This window comes from Rahnella ecdela (genome assembly GCF_019049625.1).
In the GTDB taxonomy this organism is placed as follows: domain Bacteria; phylum Pseudomonadota; class Gammaproteobacteria; order Enterobacterales; family Enterobacteriaceae; genus Rahnella; species Rahnella ecdela.
Genome location: NZ_JAFMOY010000133.1, coordinates 351,586 through 375,760, shown reverse-complemented (window position 1 = coordinate 375,760; position 24,175 = coordinate 351,586). Strand labels below are relative to the sequence as shown.

The 24,175-nt window shown below is 54.6% G+C and carries 21 protein-coding genes and 1 other RNA gene; 14 read left to right on the top strand and 8 right to left on the bottom strand.

Annotation, left to right across the window (positions count from 1 at the left end):
- Nucleotides 1-99: 99 nt before the first annotated feature.
- The 5 genes from ydgU to zapA form a co-directional block, all read right to left on the bottom strand.
- Entirely contained in the window at nucleotides 100-180 is an 81-nt protein-coding gene (ydgU, locus tag J1784_RS27015; protein WP_476655299.1) for a small membrane protein YdgU, read from the bottom strand.
- A 119-nt stretch (nucleotides 181-299) separates the two neighbouring features.
- Nucleotides 300-776: an acid resistance repetitive basic protein Asr gene (gene asr, locus J1784_RS25080; protein WP_120506535.1), complete on the bottom strand. Its 477-nt coding sequence runs from the start codon at nucleotides 774-776 to the stop codon at nucleotides 300-302.
- A gap of 273 nt (nucleotides 777-1,049) precedes the next feature.
- Entirely contained in the window at nucleotides 1,050-1,646 is a 597-nt protein-coding gene (locus J1784_RS25075; RefSeq protein WP_217151428.1) for a 5-formyltetrahydrofolate cyclo-ligase, read from the bottom strand.
- Nucleotides 1,647-1,685: 39 nt separating this feature from the next.
- Nucleotides 1,686-1,869, bottom strand: a non-coding RNA gene (gene ssrS, locus J1784_RS25070) — 6S RNA.
- 47 nt (nucleotides 1,870-1,916) lie between these two features.
- Nucleotides 1,917-2,246, bottom strand: a complete 330-nt coding sequence (gene zapA, locus J1784_RS25065) for a cell division protein ZapA (RefSeq protein WP_112290630.1) — start codon at nucleotides 2,244-2,246, stop codon at nucleotides 1,917-1,919.
- Nucleotides 2,247-2,499: 253 nt separating this feature from the next.
- Here zapA and J1784_RS25060 point away from each other — a divergent pair, with 253 nt between their 5' ends.
- From J1784_RS25060 to J1784_RS25025, 8 genes are all read left to right on the top strand, one after another.
- On the top strand, nucleotides 2,500-3,072 hold the full coding sequence (locus J1784_RS25060; protein ID WP_217151427.1) for a YecA/YgfB family protein: 573 nt from the start codon (nucleotides 2,500-2,502) through the stop codon (nucleotides 3,070-3,072).
- 74 nt (nucleotides 3,073-3,146) lie between these two features.
- Nucleotides 3,147-4,463, top strand: coding sequence for a Xaa-Pro aminopeptidase (pepP, locus tag J1784_RS25055; protein ID WP_217151426.1), 1,317 nt, complete (start codon nucleotides 3,147-3,149; stop codon nucleotides 4,461-4,463).
- A 1-nt stretch (nucleotide 4,464) separates the two neighbouring features.
- Nucleotides 4,465-5,643: a 2-octaprenyl-6-methoxyphenyl hydroxylase gene (ubiH, locus tag J1784_RS25050; protein ID WP_217151425.1), complete on the top strand. Its 1,179-nt coding sequence runs from the start codon at nucleotides 4,465-4,467 to the stop codon at nucleotides 5,641-5,643.
- Nucleotides 5,644-5,660: 17 nt separating this feature from the next.
- Nucleotides 5,661-6,887 carry an FAD-dependent 2-octaprenylphenol hydroxylase gene (gene ubiI / locus J1784_RS25045; protein ID WP_217151424.1) on the top strand — a complete coding sequence of 409 codons (1,227 nt, stop codon included), beginning with the start codon at nucleotides 5,661-5,663 and terminating at the stop codon, nucleotides 6,885-6,887.
- A gap of 321 nt (nucleotides 6,888-7,208) precedes the next feature.
- Nucleotides 7,209-8,306, top strand: coding sequence for a glycine cleavage system aminomethyltransferase GcvT (gcvT, locus tag J1784_RS25040; RefSeq protein WP_217151423.1), 1,098 nt, complete (start codon nucleotides 7,209-7,211; stop codon nucleotides 8,304-8,306).
- A 61-nt stretch (nucleotides 8,307-8,367) separates the two neighbouring features.
- Nucleotides 8,368-8,754 carry a glycine cleavage system protein GcvH gene (gene gcvH / locus J1784_RS25035; RefSeq protein ID WP_217151422.1) on the top strand — a complete coding sequence of 129 codons (387 nt, stop codon included), beginning with the start codon at nucleotides 8,368-8,370 and terminating at the stop codon, nucleotides 8,752-8,754.
- A gap of 107 nt (nucleotides 8,755-8,861) precedes the next feature.
- Entirely contained in the window at nucleotides 8,862-11,735 is a 2,874-nt protein-coding gene (gcvP, locus tag J1784_RS25030) for an aminomethyl-transferring glycine dehydrogenase (RefSeq protein ID WP_217151421.1), read from the top strand.
- A 595-nt stretch (nucleotides 11,736-12,330) separates the two neighbouring features.
- Nucleotides 12,331-13,074, top strand: a complete 744-nt coding sequence (locus J1784_RS25025; protein ID WP_217151420.1) for an SDR family oxidoreductase — start codon at nucleotides 12,331-12,333, stop codon at nucleotides 13,072-13,074.
- A gap of 37 nt (nucleotides 13,075-13,111) precedes the next feature.
- Here J1784_RS25025 and J1784_RS25020 read toward each other — a convergent pair whose 3' ends face one another.
- Genes J1784_RS25020 through J1784_RS25010 form a run of 3 tightly spaced genes read right to left on the bottom strand, consistent with a single transcriptional unit; the run spans nucleotide 13,112 to nucleotide 17,137 of the window.
- The gene (locus J1784_RS25020) at nucleotides 13,112-15,706 is read right to left on the bottom strand and encodes a glycoside hydrolase family 38 N-terminal domain-containing protein (protein WP_217151419.1); all 2,595 of its coding nucleotides are present in this window, start codon (nucleotides 15,704-15,706) and stop codon (nucleotides 13,112-13,114) included.
- On the bottom strand, nucleotides 15,703-16,830 hold the full coding sequence (locus tag J1784_RS25015) for a PTS fructose transporter subunit IIC (protein WP_217151418.1): 1,128 nt from the start codon (nucleotides 16,828-16,830) through the stop codon (nucleotides 15,703-15,705). The genes J1784_RS25020 and J1784_RS25015 overlap by 4 nt, the downstream gene beginning before the upstream one ends.
- Nucleotides 16,823-17,137, bottom strand: coding sequence for a PTS fructose transporter subunit IIB (locus J1784_RS25010; protein ID WP_217151417.1), 315 nt, complete (start codon nucleotides 17,135-17,137; stop codon nucleotides 16,823-16,825). Before J1784_RS25010 ends, J1784_RS25015 begins: the two co-directional genes overlap by 8 nt.
- Nucleotides 17,138-17,980: 843 nt before the next feature.
- Here J1784_RS25010 and J1784_RS25005 point away from each other — a divergent pair.
- The 6 genes from J1784_RS25005 to alsE are packed head-to-tail and all read left to right on the top strand — an operon-like array spanning nucleotide 17,981 to nucleotide 24,175.
- Nucleotides 17,981-18,838 carry a DeoR/GlpR family DNA-binding transcription regulator gene (locus J1784_RS25005; protein ID WP_217151416.1) on the top strand — a complete coding sequence of 286 codons (858 nt, stop codon included), beginning with the start codon at nucleotides 17,981-17,983 and terminating at the stop codon, nucleotides 18,836-18,838.
- An 18-nt stretch (nucleotides 18,839-18,856) separates the two neighbouring features.
- Entirely contained in the window at nucleotides 18,857-19,843 is a 987-nt protein-coding gene (locus J1784_RS25000) for a substrate-binding domain-containing protein (protein WP_238485700.1), read from the top strand.
- A gap of 2 nt (nucleotides 19,844-19,845) precedes the next feature.
- On the top strand, nucleotides 19,846-21,378 hold the full coding sequence (locus J1784_RS24995) for a sugar ABC transporter ATP-binding protein (protein WP_217151415.1): 1,533 nt from the start codon (nucleotides 19,846-19,848) through the stop codon (nucleotides 21,376-21,378).
- Nucleotides 21,371-22,360, top strand: coding sequence for an ABC transporter permease (locus J1784_RS24990; RefSeq protein ID WP_217151414.1), 990 nt, complete (start codon nucleotides 21,371-21,373; stop codon nucleotides 22,358-22,360). Before J1784_RS24995 ends, J1784_RS24990 begins: the two co-directional genes overlap by 8 nt.
- A gap of 11 nt (nucleotides 22,361-22,371) precedes the next feature.
- Nucleotides 22,372-23,457 carry an ABC transporter permease gene (locus J1784_RS24985; protein WP_217151413.1) on the top strand — a complete coding sequence of 362 codons (1,086 nt, stop codon included), beginning with the start codon at nucleotides 22,372-22,374 and terminating at the stop codon, nucleotides 23,455-23,457.
- A 37-nt stretch (nucleotides 23,458-23,494) separates the two neighbouring features.
- Nucleotides 23,495-24,175 (top strand): D-allulose 6-phosphate 3-epimerase, encoded by a 681-nt coding sequence (gene alsE, locus J1784_RS24980; RefSeq protein WP_013576774.1) that lies wholly within the window; start codon nucleotides 23,495-23,497, stop codon nucleotides 24,173-24,175.

The window sequence follows — 24,175 nt, the reverse complement described above, 5'->3', positions numbered from 1 at the left end:
TCTGTAATCAGGGAAATCAAGAATTCGTTTCAGGGAATACGATTGGGAATCAGGGGGATAAAGAATAGCGGGAGGGATATAACGGAATGGTTAACGCATTCAGAAGTAAAAGGAGAGGGCGACCAGACCACAAAGGATCAGTGATGACAGCGTGATTTCAAACTGGTAGCGGCGCAGCATCATCTGTCAGTACCTCGGAATAAAAACCGGAGAAAAAAAATACCCGGCGAACCGGGTGTTAAATTAACAGTCTTGATAAGAGCGAGCAGTGATGCTCACGAAGACTTCTTCGTTACTTCTTATGCTGCCGGAGTTGCTTTTGCAGCCGGAGCAGCTTTCTTAGCATGTTTCACGTGTTTTTTAGCAGCCTGTGCTTTCTGAGCTACCGGAGCAGCTTTCTTAGCATGTTTCACGTGTTTTTTAGCAGCCTGTGCTTTCTGAGCTACCGGAGCAGCTTTCTTAGCGTGTTTCACGTGTTTTTTAGCAGCCTGCGCTTTCTGAGCTACCGGAGCAGCTTTCTTAGCGTGTTTTACGTGTTTTTTAGCAGCCTGAGCTTTCTGAGCTACTGGTGCAGCTTTCTTAGCTGCTTTTTTGTGTTTCTTGGCAGCCTGAGCTTTCTGCACAGGTTTTTTATGTGCTTTATGCTTAGTTGCATGAGCCGGAGCAGCGGTAGTTGCTGTTGCAGCGGGTGCCGGAGTTGCAGTGGTTTCAGCAGCGAAAGCAACTGAAGACAGGCCCATTGCAGCGGCTACAACCAGAGCTAATACTTTTTTCATGTGTAATTCCTTAAGAATTTTTGGTTTATGTGTCCACCCCACTGCGGGGCCGGTGAGAGAATAATAGGCGTGACGAACAGCGCTGTCCGTGAGTGATTGGTATCGGCGTGTAACGGTATGTATAAATGAAGGGATATTTTTTATTTCAGAGGGTTAGATTTAAGTTGGCGTAAAGCATGACAAAAAGACGCCCTACTTAGTTACAACATACTTAAGGCGTTTCCATCATTGCCACCTTATTTGCACTTTACTGCGAGGTTTTATTGTCTGGCATTACCATGCCCATATTTTACCGGGCGTAATCACCTCCGGTAACGGCACATCCCAGTGTTCCACCGGCAAAGCATCGACATGCTGACAATCGTGCGCCAGACCTATCGGATACGCCCCGCCGTCTTTCCAGTGTTCCAGGGTACGGTCATAAAAGCCACCACCCATACCTAAGCGTTGTCCGGCGCTGTCGAATGCCACCAGCGGCGTCAGGATAATGTTCACCTGCGATAAAGGAATAACCTGCGTGACGTCCAGCTGTGGCTCAAGAATTTTGAGGCGATTGCGGACCAACGGTGTTTCGGGCGTATAACGCAGAAAAAGCAGATTACCCGCAGAGAAAGGGTGAAGCACTGGCAGACAAAGCTGTTTGCCTTCGCGCCATAAACGGTCGATCAGCAGGGCAGTATCCAGCTCGCCATCGAAAGACAGAAAGACAGAAATAGTTTTTGCGGATTGAATCTTTGAATGCGTTGCGACACGTTCTGCTGCCTGAAGCGCAAATTGCGATTGCTGCTCGGCGGTCAGATTATTTCTGCGATGGCGTATTTCAGTGCGGATGATTTGTCGGGCTGATGCATACAGAGGTGTGTAAGACATAGATACAAACACCAGAAAGGGATGTACCGAAAAGAAAGGGGAATCTCCGAGATGCCGTCGCAGGCTGTAACCCTTGAACCCATGGTTCAAGGTGAACGTGCTGTCGCAATCTTTAGGCTTCTCGGACGGACCGAGCATGCGCACCGATTACGGATCATCACATTCTGTTGGTACTAATTATCGGCTCAGGGGACGGGCCCGCTGGCGAACATCTCAGAGAAATTTTTTACCGTTTCTGACGACCTGTGACCAGTCAGTCAGCAACGTGTTTTATTCGAAAGGCGCCCCTTCACGTTCAGAGATCCGGCCTTGTTCGAGCAATGCCTGCTCGATGGTTTGTTGCAACATCCGGATACGTTGTTCCATATTGGATGCGTAGTCGCGCGTTTTCAACCTTTCCTGAGCAAGTTCGTGACATACGTTCAATGCCGCGATGAAAACCAGTTGCTCTGTATTGGTGACTCTAGTGCGAACTTTCAGATCTTGCAACCGCTGATTAAGATCATCAGCTGCCAGATTCAGTGCTTCCTGTTGTTCTGGCGGACAATTCACTCGTAAAGAGCGACCAAAAATTTGAATATCTACCGGTTGTGCAGACATGCCACCTTCCTGCTGAATTATTCGTCCGCCCCAACGTGACCACTACGACCTGGCGCAGGATGTTGGAAGCGGGCGCCACTATAACTATCTCAATACCAGGTTACAACCCCATGACCGGCTGACTGCTGCCCGATTGTTCAGGGCGTGCCATTCATGTCTTATACCACCCGATCGCGGGCTGCTAATCTGGTACTACGACAGACCTTGGTGGTAGCATAACACGAACTTAACCAGCCAACGATGGCGAATGCGCATGTCTATTGAGAATACTTACCCTACTTACGATTCGTTGGATCAAAACCTGAAACAACAATCGGTTGCTTTGACCGCAGCAGAAATGCACGGTTTGATCAGTGGCTTGCTGTGCGGTGGCAATCGCGACGGCAGCTGGCTGACGATGGTGCATGATCTGACTAATGAAGGCATGGCCTTCCCGCACACGCTGGCTGATTTGCTCCAGCAACTGCGCAAAGTGACGTCAGACACCCTCGAAGATGACAGCTTCGAGTTTAAAATGCTGATGCCTGACGATGAAAAACACGTCTTTGAGCGTGCTGATGCGCTGGCCGGATGGGTCAACCACTTCCTGCTTGGTCTGGGCATGATGCAACCAAAACTCGCTAAAGTGAAAGGCGAGGTCGGTGAAGCTATCGATGATTTGCGTAGCATCGCGCAACTTGGCTACGACGAAGATGAAGATCAGGAACAACTGGCGCAATCTTTAGAAGAAGTCGTCGAGTACGTTCGCGTTGCGGCGATTCTGTGCTTTGGTGAATTTGGTCACAGCCTCCCGACGGCTGCGGAAAACCACCGTACATTGCATTAATGTTTGATGGCATCAACGGTACATTGCATTAAATAAAGCGATTGCACACATTAAAACGATTTCAGGAGAAGGTGATGACTCAGCAAGAGTACGAGAATCGTCGTCAGGCGCTGTTAGCGAAGATGGCACCGGGAAGCGCTGCGATAATTTTTTCTGCGCCGGAAGCACCACGCAGTGCCGACAGTGAATACCCGTATCGTCAGAGCAGTGATTTCTGGTACTTCACCGGTTTCAACGAGCCGGAAGCAGTGCTGATTTTGGTGAAAAGTGATGAAAATCATAATCACAGCGTGCTGTTCAACCGGGTACGTGATCTCACCGCTGAAATCTGGTTCGGTCGTCGTTTAGGTCAGGAAGCTGCCCCCGCCAAACTTGGTGTGACCAAAGCGCTGCCTTTTGACGACATCAACGACCAGCTTCATCTCCTGCTCAACGGCCTGGACGTGGTGTATCACGCACAGGGCGATTACGCCTATGCCGATGAAATCGTAAACCGTGCAATGGAAAAACTGCGCAAAGGTTTTCGCCAGAACTTCTCTGCTCCGGCTACCGTCACTGACTGGCGTCCGTGGGTGCACGACATGCGTCTGTTCAAATCGGCTGAAGAAATCGCCATCATGCGTCGCGCTGGGCAAATCACCGCGCTGGCCCATACCCGTGCGATGGAAAAATGCCGTCCGGGCATGTTTGAATACCAGCTTGAAGGCGAAATTCATCACGAATTTAACCGCCACGGGGCGCGTTATCCTTCCTACAACACCATTGTGGGCGGTGGTGAAAACGGCTGCATCCTGCATTACACCGAAAACGAATGTGAACTTCGTGACGGAGATTTAGTGCTGATCGACGCCGGTTGTGAATATCAGGGTTACGCCGGTGATATCACCCGTACATTCCCGGTGAACGGCAAATTCAGCAAAGCACAGCGTGAAATCTACGACATCGTGCTGGCGTCAGAATATAAAGCGCTGGAAGTCCTCGCGCCGGGCAGCAGCATCCAGGCCGCGACCGAAGCCGCAGTGCGCGTAATGATTGAAGGTCTGGTGAAACTGGGCGTGATGAAAGGTGACGTTGAAACCCTTTACGCTGAACAGGCGCACCGCCAGTTCTTCATGCACGGTTTGTCTCATTGGCTCGGGCTGGACGTTCATGACGTCGGTCATTATGGCTCGGTTGACCGCAGCCGTACGCTGGAGCCTGGCATGGTGCTGACTGTTGAACCTGGTCTGTATATCGCGCCGGACGCTGACGTACCGGAAGCGTATCGCGGTATCGGTATCCGCATCGAAGACGACATTCTGATAACCGCCACCGGCATTGAAATTCTTACCGGTGATGTGGTGAAAGAAGCCGATGATATTGAAGCGTTAATGGCGGCGGCACAGAAATAATATGAGCATCGTAATTGTTGGCGGCGGAATGACCGGTGCCTCGCTGGCGCTGGCTATTTCTTCGCTGACGAAAGGCACTTTGCCGGTGCATCTGGTGGAAGCCACTGCGCCGGAACATCACGGGCATCCGGGTTTTGATGCCCGTTCGATTGCGCTGGCGCAGGGTACATGCCAACAGTTAGCGCGCGTTGGGATCTGGCCTGCGCTGAAAGCCATCGCCACGCCCATCCGTGATATCCACGTCAGTGACCGCGGTCATGCGGCCTTTGTGAATCTCAATGCCGCCCATTACGGCGTGGAAGCGCTGGGGCAGGTGGTTGAACTGCACGAAGTCGGCAAGCGTCTGTTTACCATGCTGAAAAATGCACCCGGTGTGACGTTGCATTGTCCGGCGAAAGTCACCGATGTCGCGCGCTCGCAGGATTCAGCCAGCGTGACGCTTGATACGGGTGAAACGCTGACTGCACAGCTGCTTGTGGCCGCTGACGGTTCGCATTCTTCGCTGGCAAAAGCCTGCAATATTGGCTGGCAGCGCGAAGATTATGGTCAGATTGCCGTGATCGCCAACGTGGCCACCAGCGAGCCGCACAATGGCCGTGCTTTTGAGCGATTCACAAAACATGGGCCGCTGGCGCTGCTCCCAATGTCCGATGGGCGCAGTTCTCTGGTCTGGTGTCATCCGCGTGAAGCGAAAGAAGAAATCGATAACTGGAGCGAGGCGCAGTTCCTCAGCGAGCTGCAAAAAGCGTTTGGCTGGCGTCTGGGTACGATGAAACAGGCCGGTAAACGTTTCAGTTATCCGCTGCAATTACAGAAAGCCAACAGCCATATCAGCCATCGTCTGGCGCTGGTCGGCAATGCCGCGCAAACGCTGCATCCTATTGCCGGGCAGGGCTTTAACCTCGGTCTGCGCGATGTCATGACGCTGGCGGAAACGCTGGCCAGTACGGCGGCGAAGGGTAACGATGTCGGCAGTTACCGCGTGCTGAGTGAATATCAGCAGCGCCGTCAGCCGGACCAGCAAGCAACTGTCGGCGTGACCGATGGTCTGATCCACCTCTTTGCCAACCGCTGGCTGCCGCTAATGGTCGGACGTAACCTCGGTCTGCTGGCGATGGAAGGCATCACGCCGTTGCGCGATGCTTTCACACGCAGAACCTTAGGTTGGGGCGATCGTTAATCCTTACAGGAACAATTATGCAATCTTTTGATGTGGTTATCGCCGGTGGCGGAATGGTCGGTCTGGCGCTGGCATGCGGTTTACAGGGCAGCGGCCTGCGCGTTGCGGTGCTGGAAAATCAGCAACCGGAACTTGATTCACCGTTACCGAAACAGCCAGGTTTACGGGTTTCTGCTATTAATGCTGCCAGTGAACGTCTGCTGCAATATATCGGCGTCTGGGACAGCATTATTGCTCAGCGTGCGAATGCCTATCAGGGGATGGAAGTCTGGGATCGCGACAGCTTCGGCAAAATCGGGTTCCGTAGCGAAGAATACGGTTTCAGCCATCTGGGGCATATCATCGAAAATCAGGTGATCCACCGCGCCTTGTGGCAACGTGCGGAAAAATCTACCGATATCACGTTGCTTGCACCCGCGACCCTGAAGAATGTGGCATGGGGCGAAAATGAGGCGTTTATTACTCTTAATGACGACCGTCAGCTCACCGCAAGGTTAGTGGTCGGCGCGGACGGCGCGCAGTCATGGCTGCGTCAGCACGCCGACATTCCGCTGACGTTCTGGGATTACCGCCATCATGCACTGGTTGCGACCATCCGCACTGTAGAACCGCACCAGTCTGTTGCACGCCAGGTCTTCCACGGAGAAGGTATTCTGGCGTTTCTGCCCCTGACAGATGCGCATTTATCTTCTATCGTCTGGTCAGTATCGCCGGATGAAGCGCAGCGTCTGAGCGCGCTGGAGCCTGAAGAGTTCAACAAAATCCTCGCCAGCACCTTTGACCTGCGTCTCGGAGTTTGTTCCGTGGAAAGCGAGCGTATGACCTTCCCGCTGACTGGGCGTTATGCCCGTAGTTTTGCCGGACAACGTCTGGCACTGGTTGGCGACGCAGCCCACACCGTGCATCCGCTGGCCGGGCAGGGCGTTAATTTAGGATTCATGGATGCCGCTGAACTGGCGTCTGAAATCAGACGCCTGCAAAAAGAAGGCAAAGATTTCGGCCAGCACATGTATCTGCGCCGCTATGAGCGCCGCCGCAAACATAGCGCCGCGCTGATGCTGGCGGGTATGCAGGGCTTCCGTGAACTGTTTGCCGGTGATAATCCTGCCAGGAAGCTGCTGCGCGATATCGGTCTGACACTGGCAGATTCCCTGCCGGGCGTGAAACCGAAACTGGTCCGTCAGGCGATGGGGCTGAATGATTTACCCGAGTGGTTACAGGACGATTCGCTTCGATTGAAATAATCTAATTTCAGCTCAGTTTTTCCATTACATTTTCTAATCCGGGGCCGGGTTTCTCATTCTGCAAATGGTGAGAAATCCGGCCTTGTCGTTATATAACATCGACACTTTTGGTGTTTATTTATAGATTTTGCGCCATAAACCTCAGTTTGCCAGTCAAAAACTCTGCACAATGCCCCTGTCAAATCACTGACATTCATCCCGCTCTGCATATTTTAACTTATGGTTAGCAGGGAGATTCAGTGGTAAGTTCGAACAAAGGGTATCGTTTGCGCTCCCTGTCATTTTCAACTTTCAGGCAGCCTTTTCGTCATGAGGAATAAGATGGTCAAGCAGACTCAGCTTTATGAACAACATGTTGCGTGCGGCGCGCGTATGGTCGATTTCCACGGCTGGATGATGCCTTTGCATTACGGCTCCCAGCTGGATGAACACCACATTGTGCGTCAGGATGCCGGTATGTTTGACGTCTCGCACATGACCATTGTCGATCTCCACGGTGCCCGTACCCGTGAATTCCTCCGTTACCTGCTGGCGAACGATGTTGCCAAACTTACCGTTTCCGGCAAAGCGCTGTACACCGGCATGCTCAATGCGTCCGGTGGCGTAATTGACGACCTGATCGTTTACTTCCTCAACGAAAACTATTTCCGTCTGGTGGTTAACTCCGCAACCCGCGAGAAAGATCTGGTATGGATATCGCAGCATGCAGAACCGTATGGCATCGAACTGACCGTGCGTGACGATCTGGCGCTGGTGGCCGTTCAGGGGCCGCAGGCAAAAGAAAAAGCAGCAACCCTGTTTACCGCTGAACAAAAACAAGCGGTCGAGGGCATGAAGCCATTCTTCGGCGTGCAGGCGGGCGATCTCTTTATCGCCACCACCGGTTACACCGGCGAAGCGGGTTATGAAATTGCATTGCCGCAAGAACAGGTTGCTGATTTCTGGCAGAAACTGCTGGCAGCAGGTGTGAAACCTGCCGGACTGGGTGCGCGCGACACGCTGCGTCTGGAAGCGGGAATGAATCTCTACGGTCAGGAAATGGACGAGGGTGTTTCACCGCTGGCAGCCAACATGGGGTGGACCATCGCCTGGGCACCTGAAGACCGCAACTTTATTGGCCGTGACGCACTGGAAAGACAGCGCGAGCAGGGCACCGAACAGCTGGTCGGCCTGGTGATGACTGAGAAAGGCGTATTGCGTAACGAACTGCCGGTGCGATTCACCGACAGCGCGGGCAATACGCTGGAAGGCGTGATCACCAGCGGCTCATTCTCTCCGACGCTGGGCTACAGTATTGCTCTGGCACGCGTTCCAGCGGGCATTGGCGAACACGCCATTGTGCAAATCCGTAACCGCGAAATGCCGGTAAAAGTCACCAAACCAGGTTTTGTCCGTAACGGCAAACCACTGGTGCAGTAAAAAATTCGAGATAAAAATTATCCAGTTAACGCTGAATTAGCACTTTTTTGGAGAAAATATAATGAGCAATGTTCCAGCAGATTTGAAATACGCCTCTTCCCACGAGTGGGTACGTTCAGAAGGCAACGGCGTTTACACCGTAGGCATCACCGAACACGCGCAGGAATTATTGGGCGATATGGTTTTCGTTGATCTGCCAGAAGTTGGCCGCGAAGTAGCAGCCGGTGAAGACTGCGCTGTGGCGGAATCCGTTAAAGCGGCTTCCGATATTTACTCTCCAATCAGCGGCGAAATCGTTGCGGTTAATGGCGAACTGGAAGGTTCCCCGGAGCTGGTCAACAGCGAGCCTTACGGCACCGGTTTCCTGTTCCAGATTAAAGCGTCAGACGAAAGCGAACTGGCTAACCTGCTTGATGCAGAAGCCTACGCTGCTTCTGTAGACGAATAAATAACATTGTAAGACCGCCCCGCAACCCGCTTGCGGGGCAGATCCAGACCCGTAGCTTTTGTCAGTATCCCAAGACACCTCCAGCAGATTTCAGGAATGCGTAGCAAATGACTCAGACTCTCAGCCAACTCGAACACAGCGAAGCCTTTATTGGCCGCCATATCGGTCCGTCTTCTCAGCAGCAGCAACAGATGCTGGAAACGGTCGGTGCGGATTCCTTAAACGCGCTGATCCAGCAGATCGTTCCGGTCGATATCCAGTTGCCGGGGCCACCGGCTGTCGGCGATGCCGTGACGGAACATCAGGCTCTGGCTGAGCTGAAAGCCATTGCCAGCCAGAACCAGCGCTATAAATCCTACATCGGTATGGGTTACAGCGCGGTACTGACGCCGCCGGTTATCCTGCGCAACATGCTGGAAAATCCGGGCTGGTACACCGCGTATACGCCGTACCAGCCGGAAGTGTCTCAGGGCCGTCTTGAAGCCCTGCTGAACTTCCAGCAACTGACGTTAGATCTGACTGGTCTGGATCTGGCTTCTGCTTCTTTGCTCGATGAAGCGACTGCCGCCGCCGAAGCGATGGCACTGGCAAAACGCGCCAGCAAACTGAAAGACGCTAACCGCTTCTTCGTGGCTGATGACGTGCATCCGCAAACGCTGGACGTGGTACGTACCCGTGCGGAAACATTCGGTTTTGACATCATCGTCGATAAAGCCGAAAAAGTGCTCGAGCTGGAAGGCGTGTTTGGCGTGCTGTTACAGCAGGTTGGCACTACCGGCGAAGTCCACGACTACACCGCACTGCTGGGCGAACTGAAATCCCGCAAAATTATCACCAGCGTTGCCGCTGACATTATGGCGCTGGTGCTGCTGGCCGCACCGGGCAAACAGGGCGCAGACGTGGTCTTCGGTTCCGCGCAACGCTTTGGTGTGCCGATGGGCTACGGCGGTCCGCACGCGGCCTTCTTCGCCTGTGTAGACGAATTCAAACGCTCCATGCCGGGCCGTATCATCGGGGTTTCCCGTGATGCTGCGGGCAAAACTGCACTCCGTATGGCGATGCAGACCCGAGAGCAACATATCCGCCGCGAAAAAGCCAACTCCAACATTTGTACCTCGCAGGTTTTACTGGCCAACATTGCCAGCCTGTATGCGGTATTCCACGGTCCTGAAGGCCTGAAACGTATTGCGTCTCGCATTCACCGTCTGACCGACATTCTGGCCGCTGGCCTGAAACAGGGCGGTCTGACGCTGCGCCACAACACCTGGTTCGACACGCTGACCGTTGAAGTGAAAGACAAAGCCGCCGTGCTGGAACGCGCGCTGAGCTTTGGTCTGAACCTGCGTACCGACATTCATGGCGCGGTCGGTATCACCCTTGATGAAGCAACCTCCCGTGAAGACGTTCAGGTGTTGTTCGCTGCCCTGCTGGGTGACGACAACGGTCTGGATATCGACAAACTGGACAAAGCAGCATCGACTGACAGCAACTCCATTCCTGCGGCGATGCTGCGTGTGGATCCGATCCTCACCCATCCGGTATTCAACCAATACCACAGCGAAACCGAGATGATGCGTTATATGCACCGTCTGGAGAAAAAGGATCTGGCGCTGAATCAGGCAATGATCCCGCTGGGTTCCTGCACCATGAAACTGAATGCTGCGGCAGAAATGATCCCGATTACGTGGCCGGAATTCGCTGAACTGCACCCGTTCTGCCCGACAGAACAGGCTGGCGGTTATCAGCAGATGATTGGTCAGTTGTCACAATGGCTCGTTCAGCTGACCGGTTACGACGCGGTGTGTATGCAGCCAAACTCCGGCGCGCAGGGCGAATATGCCGGTCTGCTGGCGATTCGTCGTTACCACGAAAGCCGTAACGAAAGCAGCCGTCATATCTGTCTGATCCCAAGTTCAGCGCACGGCACTAACCCGGCATCTGCGCAGATGGCGAGCATGACTGTTGTGGTGGTCGCGTGTGACAAACAGGGCAACATCGACCTGAGTGACCTGCGCGAGAAAGCCGCGAAAGCGGGCGACGAACTGTCTTGTATCATGGTGACGTATCCGTCAACGCACGGCGTTTACGAAGAAACCATCCGTGAAGTTTGCCAAATTGTGCATCAGTACGGCGGTCAGGTTTACCTCGACGGTGCGAACATGAACGCACAGGTCGGCATCACAACGCCGGGTTATATTGGTGCGGACGTATCGCACCTCAACCTGCATAAAACCTTCTGTATCCCGCACGGCGGCGGCGGTCCTGGCATGGGTCCTATCGGCGTGAAATCCCATCTGGCTCCGTTTGTTCCGGGTCACAGCGTGGTGCAGATCGACGGCGTACTGACGCAAAATGGCGCGGTTTCTGCGGCACCGTTCGGCAGCGCTTCCATCCTGCCAATCAGCTGGATGTACATCCGCATGATGGGCGCGGAAGGTTTGAAACAAGCCAGCCAGGTTGCAATCCTGAATGCAAACTACATCGCGACACGTCTGAAAGATGCCTATCCGGTGCTCTATACCGGTCGCGACGGTCGTGTGGCGCACGAATGTATTCTGGATATTCGTCCGCTGAAAGAAACTACCGGTATCAGCGAAATGGATATCGCCAAACGTCTGATCGACTACGGATTCCACGCCCCGACCATGTCATTCCCGGTGGCGGGTACGCTGATGGTTGAGCCAACCGAATCAGAAAGCAAAGTGGAACTGGATCGCTTTATTGATGCGCTGCTGGCAATCCGCAGTGAAATCGCTCGCGTAGCGAAAGGCGAATGGCCGCTGGAAGATAACCCGCTGGTGAATGCACCCCACGTGCAGAACGAGCTGGTCAGCGACTGGAACCATCCGTACACCCGCGAAGTAGCGGTATTCCCGGCCGGTTACGATAATAAATACTGGCCGACCGTGAAACGTCTGGATGATGTGTACGGGGACAGAAATCTGTTCTGTTCTTGCGTACCGATGTCAGATTACGAGTAAGACTCCTTTGAGCTGAGGCCGCAGCGAGTGGCGGCTTTTTGCTAACGTCAAAATCAAGGTCGTGGGCGCCGGCCCACACCGGGTTAAGGGGCGTAAACGCGCCCCTTAACAATCCTGCATTTTTCACTCCGCGCTGTCGCATTCACGATGGACATGCTCGGTTAAAATAGTGAGTGGCGCAAATCCAGGTGCTTCGCACTACCTTCTCTCGGTCTTCAAGCCATAGGTCTTGAAGCCGCTCCGTTCAGCTGAATTTTGATCACGCCAATGCACTTTTCTAAAAGATAAAAGATAATCTTCCTTTGAATTCAAGATCGTGGGGGCGATTCAGAAATCTTGCCGAACGGAGCGGCCTGAAGACCTGAGGCTTCAGGACCGAGAGAGGGAACCGCGCAGCGGCAAGATTTCCAGCCTGTCACGGTGATACCTGAAACATATTATCTAGCGATAGCGCGCAGTGAAAGAGCCTGGGATTCTCAAGGGTGGTGGCGATAAGCCACCCTTGAGGCCAGTGTGGGTGGCAACCCACGACCCTGATCTTGCAGTTGAATTTTCCTCTTCTACACTCTCCTTACTTTTACGAAAGGAGTCCTCAATGAAAATTGCTCTCGTCACCGGCGCCAGTCGCGGTATCGGCCGTGCAACGGCTGTCCTCCTTGCCCGGCAGGGTTATGCCGTCGGTGTTAATTACCTCAATAACGAAACCGCAGCGCGATCCGTCATCGATGAAATCCATCAGGCCGGTGGTAAAGCGATCGCGCTCAAAGCCGATATTTCCGATGAAGCGCAGGTTGTCGCGATGTTCAAACAGTTAAGCGCTGAGCTCGGGCCGGTCACCGCGCTGGTGAATAACGCCGGGATTTTGTTCCAGCAGACGACCATCGAAAATCTCTCTGCCGAACGTATCAACAAAGTACTGTCCACCAACGTAACGGGTTATTTCCTGTGCTGCCGCGAGGCGGTGAAAATCATGTCGCACCGGCATGGCGGAAAGGGTGGAGCGATTGTGAATGTGTCTTCGGCGGCTGCCCGTCTGGGTGCGCCGGGTGAATATGTGGATTACGCAGCGTCTAAGGGTGCAGTGGATACCCTGACCACCGGTCTGGCGCTGGAAGTGGCGGCGTACGGTATTCGGGTTAACTGCGTGCGTCCGGGTCTTATCTACACCGAAATGCATGCCAGCGGTGGTGAGCCGGGGCGTGTGGATCGCGTGAAAGCCAATCTGCCGATGCAGCGCGGCGGACAGCCGGAAGAAGTGGCAGAGGCCATTTCCTGGCTGCTGTCAGATTCCGCCTCCTACGCGACCGGTAGCTTTATCGAGCTGGCGGGCGGCAGGTAAATACAGAACGGGGAGCGATCCCCGTCCTTTACCTCTTTCATTTTTCCATCAAAAATGTCACCGGCGCACCAGCGGCAGTAACCTCACCGAAACATTCTCCGTTCAGCGCTTCTTCTGCCAGATTGGACGGCACCACTCCTGTTGCTGAATTCACTTTCCCCGTTTTCATCGGTTGTGCCGTCGGGTTCCACCCGCGTATCACCCAGTGATCGCCACGTTGCGACTTTTTCAGCGTGCTGAAATGCAGCGGCGTGTCCCAGCTCAGTAAACTGTAATCTGCCGGGAATTCTCTCCCGTGCGGATTAAGCCGGAAGCGCGACCAGCCGGTGGCGAGATACGCCAGCATTGGTGTTTTCCATTCTTCTACCCTTCGCCAGAAAGCCGCATCAGGCGCGCCGGTCAGCGGCATTACAGCCAGTGAACAATGATGAATGCCAGCGATTTGCGATTCTGGCGAAGGCAGTACCATGCCCGATGCGCGTCCCGGCCGGTAAGGCATATTGGCGCGACCCAGCCAGCCGACGCTGCGCAACAGGGTGATCGCCAGTACGTCGTTTTGCTCCTCAGGAATTTCATACTCGCGCAGCCCTTCGGTCACCGCACACAGTCCGCGTTGTTCATCGTGCATCATCACCAGACTTTGCATCGGATACAGCGCAGCGGGGGCTTCGCTCCAGTTTTCTTCCTGCCAGATTTTCATCGAGGCAGGGTAATTGTCGCGCTGAATAAGCCCGAATGGCTGGTCGGCGAAATGCACCTGACTGGCCGCGCCGGTCGGCATCAGTACCTGCAAACGATGATCTCGAGTATGATTATCCACGCGGATATCCACGCTCAGCGCCGGTGAGTTGTGCGCCAGCGTCAGGGTTATCGTGACATCCAGTTCAGCGTCGGTCAGCCGCTGCTGGCGCGAATTCAGATCCTGCGGAACCGGCAACCGGTAGCGCAATTCCATGCGATTAAACAGGCTGCCGCCGCCGGTATGGCATTCGAGCAAATGGCCGTCGCCGGTAATTTTCCAGTCTTCCTCCGGCGGCGAATAATTATAGTTATCGCCCGCATCTCCGCCGTCCACCAGTTGCAGCAGATGGGGATAATGCTGGCCGCTGCGTTTGTCGGTCAGCGTCAGCACGCCGTGCGCATCAGCGCGCAGATGCAGAAAATGATTCTCCAGCTGATGCGGACTGACTGAGTGCGGAAGATGTTTTGCGGCTTCACCGGGCTTAAACCACAGCGTGGTGTAGCCGCATGCCGGGACATTTTTCACTTCCACCTGCAACTCGCATTTACGGAACCAGGTGGTTTCTGTGCTGTTCGACAGCTCCTGCACCACCGTCGACATATCCTGCGGCTGCTCGCTGACCAGTTGCCAGTGACAGTCATTGCCTTCGCTGTCGCACAGGCGGAAATCACGTTCGGGCGTCATTACCGTCAGTGTCACTGCGCCGCTGCGGATCCGCGGCAGACTGTTAAACAGCACAATTTTTGTGCCGTCCTGCGTCGCGGTGATCCCTTCGCTGAGTTTCTGGAAGTTAAGATCCAGCAGCTGTTCCGCCATTTCCAGGCCGGAAAGCAGACGGTTTTTCACCATCGCATTCACGCGATCTGAATTACAGCCGCCGATGCTGTCATGGGCGTGAGATTTCATCGCTTCGCGCCAGATAGTGTCCACCGCGGTTTGCGGATACGGCAGGCCAAGCGCCGCATTGACCGTCAGCAGCGGCTCAAGATACTGGCTGACCGTTTTCTCCAGTTTCGCATTCAGTTTTTTGATGTCGGTGCGGGTCGAGAAGATGCCGCGATGGATACGCATATATTTCGGGCTGAGCAGCTCGCCGCGATAATCCGGCAGCTTTTCGCGCTGTGTTTCCAGCGCCGCAAAAAAGTCACTGAAACTGCTGTTCACATAGCGAAATTCACCCTGCTGCTGATTCAGTACCTGCAACATTTCCGGCACCTGATATTCAAACGGCGACTGGTCATTGCCGTTGGGCAACAAAATTTGATCGGTGGCCGCAAACTGCGCTTGTTTATGGCTGGCTTTCAGCACGACAGGCAATGCTTTTTGCTCGTCCGCAGGTAACCATTTGGCGCACCCATAACCCCAGGGCAGCACCGCCGTGGTGACTTTACTGCCATCGTCGCTGTGCCAGATAAACTCGGTTCTGGCGACGTCATGCTCGCTCCAGCCACGCCACAACACCGCGTGGCGGATTGCGAACTGATTCAGAAACATCGGCAGCTGTGCGCTCTGGCCGAAGGAATCCGGCACATAACCCACCGCCATGGGCGCGCCGTATTTGCGTGCGCCTTCAATCCCCAGCAGCAGATTACGGGCGATGGATTCCGCGCCCACCACCAGAAAATCGGTCTGCGTATACCACGGGCCGATGAGTATCCGCCCGGCGCGGATAAGTGTGGTGAGACGCGCAAGATTTTCCGGAGCGACCTCCAGATAATCGTCAAGGATCACCGTCTGCGCATCGAGCACGAACGGCGGTAATTGCGCATCGGCTTCCAGCCGGTTTAACAGATCATCCATAAAATAATACAGTACGGCTTTGGAATCATTTTCGGTGAAATACCATTCGCGATCCCAGTGTGTATGCTGAATCAGATGGACGGTTTTCATTGGCGATTCACCTTAAATTTGGGTGCAGCAGAGGCGGCAGGTTTACTCACGGTTTCGGTATCGCCATGGCGGAATACCAGCAAGGACCCGAAGGCGACCACCGCAGAACCGGCGGCAATCGACAGCACGTAAACCGGCCAGCCATCTACCGCCAGCCAGCCGTAGAAACCGGAAATTGGCGCATGATTCACCGCGCCCAGCCCGACCGCCATTGCCGCACCGAGCGCGGAGCCCACCACGTTAATCACTATAATTTTGGGATTCGACAGCGCGAAAGGAATCGCCCCTTCGGACACGCCAATCAGTCCCATCAGCGTCGAGGCTTTGCCCGCCTCGCGCAGGGATTCGGGGAAACGTTTTTTCCACAGTAATGTCGCGACGCCTAAGCCAATGGGCGGAATGATGATCGCCACCTGCGCCGCAGTATTCGGGTCATAAATGCCGGAAGCCAGCAGCGCCATCGCCGTGGTAACCGCCGCTTTGTTAACCGGACCGCCCAGATCAAACCCGACCATGCCACCGATCACTGCCGCCAGCAGGATTTTATTGGTGCCGGACATCGTCATCAGCCAGGCTTCCATACCGCGATTGAGCGCGGCCAGCGGCGTGCCGACCACAAACGCCATGATGATGCAGGTCAGCAACGTGCCGCCTACCGGCAAAATAAAAATGGGTCCGGCGGAGGCCAGCGCACGCGGCAATTTAATAAAGCGCACCATCCAGCGCACGATATACCCCGCAACAAAACCCGCCACCAGCGCGCCGATAAATCCGGTGCCGAGATTGCTGGCCAGCAGCCCGCCAATCATACCGGGCGCAATCCCCGGTTTATTAGCCAGCGCGAAACTGATGTATCCGGCGACAATCGGCAGCATCAGCGAAAGCGCCAGCCCGCCGAAACCGTCAAACTGATGCAACAGTTTCACAATCTGACTGGCGGCCTGCGCGTGGCTGTTGTCCCAGATATTGTCGATGCCGTACATCGATGCGCCGATACGCGCGATGCCCATGATCACCGCACCGGCGATCACGAACGGCAGCATGTAAGAAACCCCGGTCATGATGGCGTTTTTCACATCCGTGCCGACGTGTCCGCCACCGCCTTCTGCCCTGAATTTAGCCATTTGCCACCTCCTGTTCGATCGCTTCAAAAACTGCATCGCCATGTTTGATCGGATCACTCACACTGCATTCGAGCGTGATCATGCCGTCGAAACGTTCTTTATTATTGATAGCGACATCGGCGGCAAGAATAACGCCGTCGGCACGCGCCAGATCTTCATCGGTAATGACATTTTCAGCCCCAAGACTTCCCTGAGTTTCGACTTTAATTTCGTGTCCGCGTTTTTTTCCCAGTACTTCAAGCGATTCTGCGGCCATATAAGTATGGGCGACACCGGTCGGGCAGGCAGCAATACAAACGAAATACATAATGAATACCTCGGGTTTGGCGTGATTTCAGACATAAAAAAAGCACAACGGCGAAATTGCGCGTTGTGCCTTTACGGAAAACAACAGAAATAAAATCAGACTCGGTGGCCGGAGCGCCACTCAGACGATGACAGCAACGTAACTGGCTGACTAAATGCGATAAATTACAGAACGCCAGAAGCTGGCGTAACTGAACCACCAGCCGGACGCTGACTGAAATAGCCTTAGGATCCGCATGGGAAATAAACGGCGGCTTTTTGACTTCCTTAAACAGAGAATTTCCTGCGCAGCACCAGAGCTGTTTCCACTGGTCGCTGAAATCGGCTGAATTAATTTGGGTGCTTTCTTCTGTGGTTGCACTCAGATTATCGACGGAGTTAAAACAGCAGCATCCCAATATAAACGCTTTTATTCCGCAGACTGGTGTCAGCAGAATCAGTAACAGGCGTTTTATACCGGAAGATAAAAACATAAGCGCTCCGCAAAAAGTGAACCTGTAGTAAACAGGAATCGGAAAATAAGCGCTGTGATGTTCTGCACAAACCCTGTTCGCTTTCTTCAAACGGTCAATCCCACGCAAACGGTCATTAACGGTCAGCGGAAGGCGCGAGGAATTGTGACCGTTTGCAAATCTGTTGCTGTCTTGTTGCAATGCAAATGACGATTTAATGCCGTTCACGCCACAGATCCAAACTTTAACATTTCATCTTTTCTCAGCTTTTCGTGACAACTATCACAGGACGATTGTCGCAAAAAATGCGCACAGTCGCCTTTGAGGCACTGCGCATTCCGCAAACATCCGGCTGCGTATCCTATTTGACATCGGGAAAGAGGAATCACCACATGCTGCCAGTAGAGCGACATCGTTATATCACCGAAATTCTCAGCCAGCGCGGACGCATTCTGGTGCAGGAAGTGGCGCAGTTATGCCGCATCTCGCTGGAAACGGCGCGGCGGGATCTGGCGCTGCTGGAAAAGCGCGGCGTGTTGCTACGCAGCCACGGCGGCGCGGTGTTTATGGAGCATTCGGCGGCGGAAAAAACCTACGTGCCGTCGCAGATTGAACAGGGTGAATCCTTTCGGGATCGCAGTAATCAGTCGCCGGACAGCAAAACGCGCATCGCCAAACGGGCATTGCAGCTGATCAACCCCGGCGATTGTTTGCTGCTCGACAGCAGTTCCAGCAGCTGGTTTCTGGCGCGCCAGTTGCCCGATATCCAGCTGGTGGTGCTGACCAACTCGGTACACATCATTCAGACGCTGGCGGTGAAAGCCAACGTGCGGGTGATCGGGCTGGGCGGTGAGTACTCGGCAAAATACGAAGATTTTGTCGGCGTGCTGGCCGAACAAATGCTGAAAGAATTCGTCATCAACAAACTGTTTTTCTCCTGCCACGGTATCAGCCACGAAGGCGGTATCCGGGAAAGTAACGAGCATCATGCGCGGCTGAAACAGCAAATGCTGCTTTCCTCCGAGCACAAAATTTTGCTGGCTGACTCCAGCAAATTCGGCCGCCGCTCTTTTGCGCGGATCTGCCACTACCGGGAAATCGACACACTGATAACAGACCATCTGGAGGATGAAGAATTCCGCCAGGAACTGGCCTGGAGCAACGTTAACGTGATTGAAGTTTCTCCGCCACCCCTACAGAAAAAAACTAAAAACAGTCGCAACGGCCCGTTAGCTGCGGCAAATAACTGACCTACCAGGAGAGTAAACATGATCAAGAAATCCGTTCTTGCCTGCCTGTTCGCCACAGCCATGTTGTCCCTGTCTGCGCACGCCGCCGACAAAATCCGCATGGGCGTGGTCGTGAAAGTGGGCGGTAACGCCTGGTTCAATGCGATGGAAGCCGGGATTAAAAGCGAAGCGGCCAAACGCGGGATCGACGCGTGGCAGGTCGGGCCGACCAGCGCGGATCCGGCGTTGCAGGTGCGTGCGATTGAAGATCTGATCGCTCAGAAAGTGGATGTGATCGGCGTGGTGCCAAACGACGCCCGCGTGCTGGAGCCGGTACTCAAACGCGCTCACGATGCCGGGATCAAAGTCATCGTGCATGAATCGCCAGATCAGAAATATGCCGACTGGGATTTTGAAATGGTCGATGCCACGCAGCACGGTATTAATCACATGGTCGCGCTGGCGCAGTGCATGAAAGAGAAGGGCGATTACGCGGTATACGTCGGCAGTCTGACCGTACCTTTGCATCAGAAATGGGCCGATGCCGCCATCAATTATCAGAAAGAACACTATCCGAATATGCATCTGGTCGGCGACAAATTTGGCGTGGGTGAATCACTCGATGACAGCATCCGTACCACCAACGACCTGATGTCCAAAGACGCCAACCTGAAAGGCATTCTGGCGATCGGTTCTCAGGGCCCGATTGGCGCAGGCCGCGCGGTGCTTAACCGTGGCAAAACTGACGACATCTGCGTGTTCGGGCCATTCAGTCCGGGTCAGGGCGCAAGTCTGGTGAAAGCCGGTGCGATCAAAGGCGGCTTTATCTGGAATCCGATGGTCGCCGGTGAAGTCTTTGTGCGCATCGCCGAGAAGCTGGAAAAAGGCGAGAAAATCACTGACGGCATGACCATTGAAGGCATGGGCAAAGTGAAAGTCGACGAGGCAACGCGCACCATTCTGGGCAATGAAACCGAAAGCCTGGATAAAGCCAACCTGCCGAAACTGGTCAAAATGGGGCTGTAATCATGGCAATCTCCGAGATCATTCAAACAGACAACGCGCCGCTGATCGATGTGCAAAACCTGTCAGTGACGTTTGGCGGACAGCGTGCGCTCAACGACATTTCCCTGCGGCTGATGCAGGGCGAAGTTCACTGCCTGGCGGGCACCAACGGCTGCGGGAAAAGTACGTTGATCAAAGTGATCTCGGGGGTTTATCAGCCGGATAACGGTTGCCAGATCACGCTCAGTTCGCCGTCCGGCGGCAGCCAGAGTTTCAGCAAATTGTCACCGGATCAGGCGCGGCAGTTTGGCGTGCAGGTGATTTATCAGGACCTGTCGCTGTTCCCGAACCTCAGCGTGTTCGAGAACATTGCCTTCGACCACAACTTGCAAGGGCTGATGGGCTGGTACCGTCCGTCCCGTCTGCGGGAAACCGCGCAGCGCATTCTGACAGAACTGAATTACACGCTGGATCTCGACAGCAAAGTGTCCACGCTGCCGATAGCCCAGCGTCAGCAGGTGGCGATTTGCCGTGCGCTGGTGGCCGATGCGCGCTTAGTCATTATGGATGAGCCGACTGCCTCGCTGACCCGCACCGAAGTGAATCAGCTGCTGCGCACCGTGCATTATCTGAAAAGCAAAGGCATCAGCGTGGTGTTCGTCAGCCATCGTCTCGATGAAGTGCTGGAGATTTCCGACAGCGTGACGGTTATCCGTGACGGTAAAAAAGTCGGCACCTTCCCGGCATCTGAAGTCAGCAGTGAACGCCTGACCGAGCTGATGACTGGCCTGAAACTCGATTACCGCCTGAAAGCCGCCAACATGAATGACGAACGCATCATGCTGGAAACCGACAAACTCAGCCGCGCAGGCCAGTATCACGACGTCAGCTTCAAACTGCACGCCGGAGAAGTGCTCGGTTTATGCGGGCTGCTTGGCAGCGGTCGCACCGAGCTGGCGCTCAGCCTGTTTGGCATGACCAAACCGGACAGCGGCAAAATCTACCTCGACAGCAAACCGGTGCGTTTTCGCAGTCATGAAGACGCGATCAAATCCGGCGTCGGTTACGTCTCGGAAGATCGCCTGACGCTGGGTCTTATCCAGCAACAATCGGTCGGTGATAACACCGTGCTGGCGATCATGGATCAGCTGCGCAGCCGTTTTCATCTGATCGACGAATACCGCAAAAACAAGATTATCCAGCAGTGGATCGAAAAACTCGGCGTCAAAGTTGCCAGTCCCGAACAGGCGATCTCCACGCTTTCCGGTGGCAATCAGCAAAAGATCGTGCTCGCGAAATGGGTACTGACGCAGCCGAAAATCCTGATCCTCGATTCGCCAACGGTCGGCGTCGATGTCGGCGCAAAAGCCAGTATTTATCAGCTGATCCATCAGCTGGCGGAAGAGGGGATTTCTATTCTGCTGATTTCCGACGAAGTGCCGGAAGTCTATTTCAACTGCGACCGCGTGCTGCATTTCAGCGAAGGCACGGTGGTTGGCGAATATCTGCCGGGCGCGATCACCCAGCAACAACTTGCGGAGGCGGTCAATGCTTAAGCTCAGCCGGTTACGCCCGTCCAGCAACGAAGGCTATTTAGCCTGGGTATTGCTGGTGGTTATCGTCACTTTTTCCTTACTCACCAACCAGTTTCTGACCTTGCAGAACCTGCTGGATCTGACCGAAAGCTACGCCGTCAGCGGCATTTTCGCTCTCGGCCTGTTTGTGGTGCTGGTCACCGGCGGTATCGATATTTCGTTCGCCGCCGTGGCGTCTGTCGTGCAGTACATCATCGCCACGCTGGCGATCCACTATGGCCTGAGCAGCCCGACCGGCAGCATTTTACTGGCGGTCGCCATCGGTACCGTGCTCGGGATGATCAACGCCATTCTGATCTACTGCCTGCGCATTGTGTCGATCATCGTCACCATCAGTATGCAGTCGCTGCTGTTCGGCATGCTGATGTGGCTGACCAACGGCACCAGTTTGTACGACCTGCCGGACTGGCTGACCACGCCAATCCGCGTGCTGCCGTTCAGCGCAGGTGAGCAACATTATCAGATTGGTTTGCCGGTAGTCGTGATGCTGGCGGTCGCCGGACTGAGCTGGATCCTGCTCAACAAAACCCATCTCGGACGCCAGCTGTTTGCCGTCGGCGGTGATCAGGAATCCGCGCGCCGTATCGGTATACGCGTCGGATTACTGCATCTGTTTGCTTACGGATATCTCGGCGCAATGGCGGCGATTGGCGGGCTGGTACAGGTGTATCGCGTCGGTGAAGTGGTGCCGAATGCGCTGGTCGGCGGCGAGCTGGATGTACTGGCCGCAGCCGTCCTCGGTGGAGCCAGCCTCAACGGCGGCAAAGGCAGTGTGGTCGGTACACTGATGGGCGTGTTCCTGATTGGTGTGCTGAAAAACGGCCTCAACCTGATCGGCGTTTCCAGCTACTTCATGAATATTGTCATCGGCGTGGTGATCGTCGCGGCCATCACCGTCACCCATTATAAGAAACGCAAAGAAACCGAAGTCGGCTTCGCCTGAGGAAAACCGCTATGTTCGCAAAAAGCAGAAATGTGAGTCTTAAAGCGAAGCCCGATGCGCGGCCTCGCCTGAAAATCGGCAACCTGAAAATAGACAATACGACACTGGGATTATCACTGTTATTGCTGGTGGTGATCATCGGTTTCAGCCTGGCGATGCCGGGGCGGTTCTTCAGTGACGCCACCTTTATGAGCGTTGCCTTCCAGCTGCCGGAACTCGGTTTACTGACGCTGGCGATGTTTATCCCGATCCTCAGCGGCGGCCTGAATCTGTGCATTATCGCCACTGCTAACCTGACCAGTTTACTGATGGCGTGGGTGTTTCTGACCTGGCTGCCGCCGGATGCCAGCATGGCAATGCAGGCGGTGTGGCTGACGCTGGCGCTGGTTGGCGCAATGATTCTGGCGCTGGTGATTGGCATGCTGACCGGTGCGCTGGTGGCGTATGTCGGCGCGCATCCGATTCTGGTGACACTGGCGACTATGACCATGGTGAATGGCGTCGGCATCTACCTGTCACGCGGTGCGGCGTTAAGCGGAATGCCGGATATCGTGCGCTTTATCGGCGCTGAAACTTTGGTCGGCGTGCCGGTTCCGCTGATTATCTTCCTGCTGACTGCGGCGCTGATTGCCGTGTTTTTAGAACGCACCCGCCTCGGCAAATACATCTACATGAGCGGCAGCAACATCAACGCCACCCATTTCAGCGGCGTAAATACCCACCGCGTGCTGATGGCCATCTACGTGATTTCCAGCATGTTATGCGTGATTGCCGGGCTGATTATGATGGCGCGCTTCAACTCGGCGCGCATGGGCTACGGCGATTCGTATCTGCTGCTGACGGTGCTGGCCATTATTCTCGGCGGCACGGATCCCAACGGCGGCTTCGGCAAAGTCGCCGGCGTCGTGCTCTCGCTGATTGTCCTGCAGGTGATTTCCACCGGCCTGAATCTGATGAACGTCAGCCCGCATTTCAGTCTGGCGATGTGGGGCGCGGTACTGATTGTGGTGCTGGCGCTGAAATTTTTCCGCAGCCGTTATCTGCAAAAAAGGGCGGGGCGAATGAGCGCTGCCAAAGCGCGGGCGGCTCAACCTTAAACACCTTTTAAAATTGCCTCTGACTTAGGAAAACATCATGGAATACAAAATTTCTCCGTCGCTGATGTGCATGAGCCTGATCGACATTAAACAGCAACTCGAGGTGCTGAACCGCCGCGCCGACATGCTGCACATCGACATCATGGACGGCCATTACGTCAAAAACATCACGCTGTCCCCATTCTTTATCGAACAGATCCGCCCGCATACGCCGCTGGTTCTGGACGTGCATATGATGGTGGAAAACCCGGCTGACTTTATCGAGCCGATAGCCCTTGCCGGTGCCGATTTTATTTGCCCGCACGCCGAAACCATCAACCGTGACGCGTTCCGCATCATCAACCAGATCCGCTCGCTGGGTAAAAAAGTCGGCGTGGTGCTCAACCCTGCAACGCCGGTGGAGTACATCCAGCACTACATTCACCTGCTGGATAAAATCACCGTAATGACTGTCGATCCGGGCTATGCCGGTCAGCCGTTCATCCCTGAAATGCTCGGGAAAATCGCGCAACTGCGGGATCTCAAACAGCAAAAAGGTTACCGCTATCTGATCGAAATCGACGGATCCTGCAACCTGCGTACCTATCAGGATCTGATGGGTGCAGGCGCGGAAGTGCTGATCGTCGGCAGTTCCGGCCTGTTCACGCTGGACAACGATCTGGATGTTGCCTGGGACAAAATGCTCGATCAGATGCGTCAGGCGCGTCACGCAGCCTGA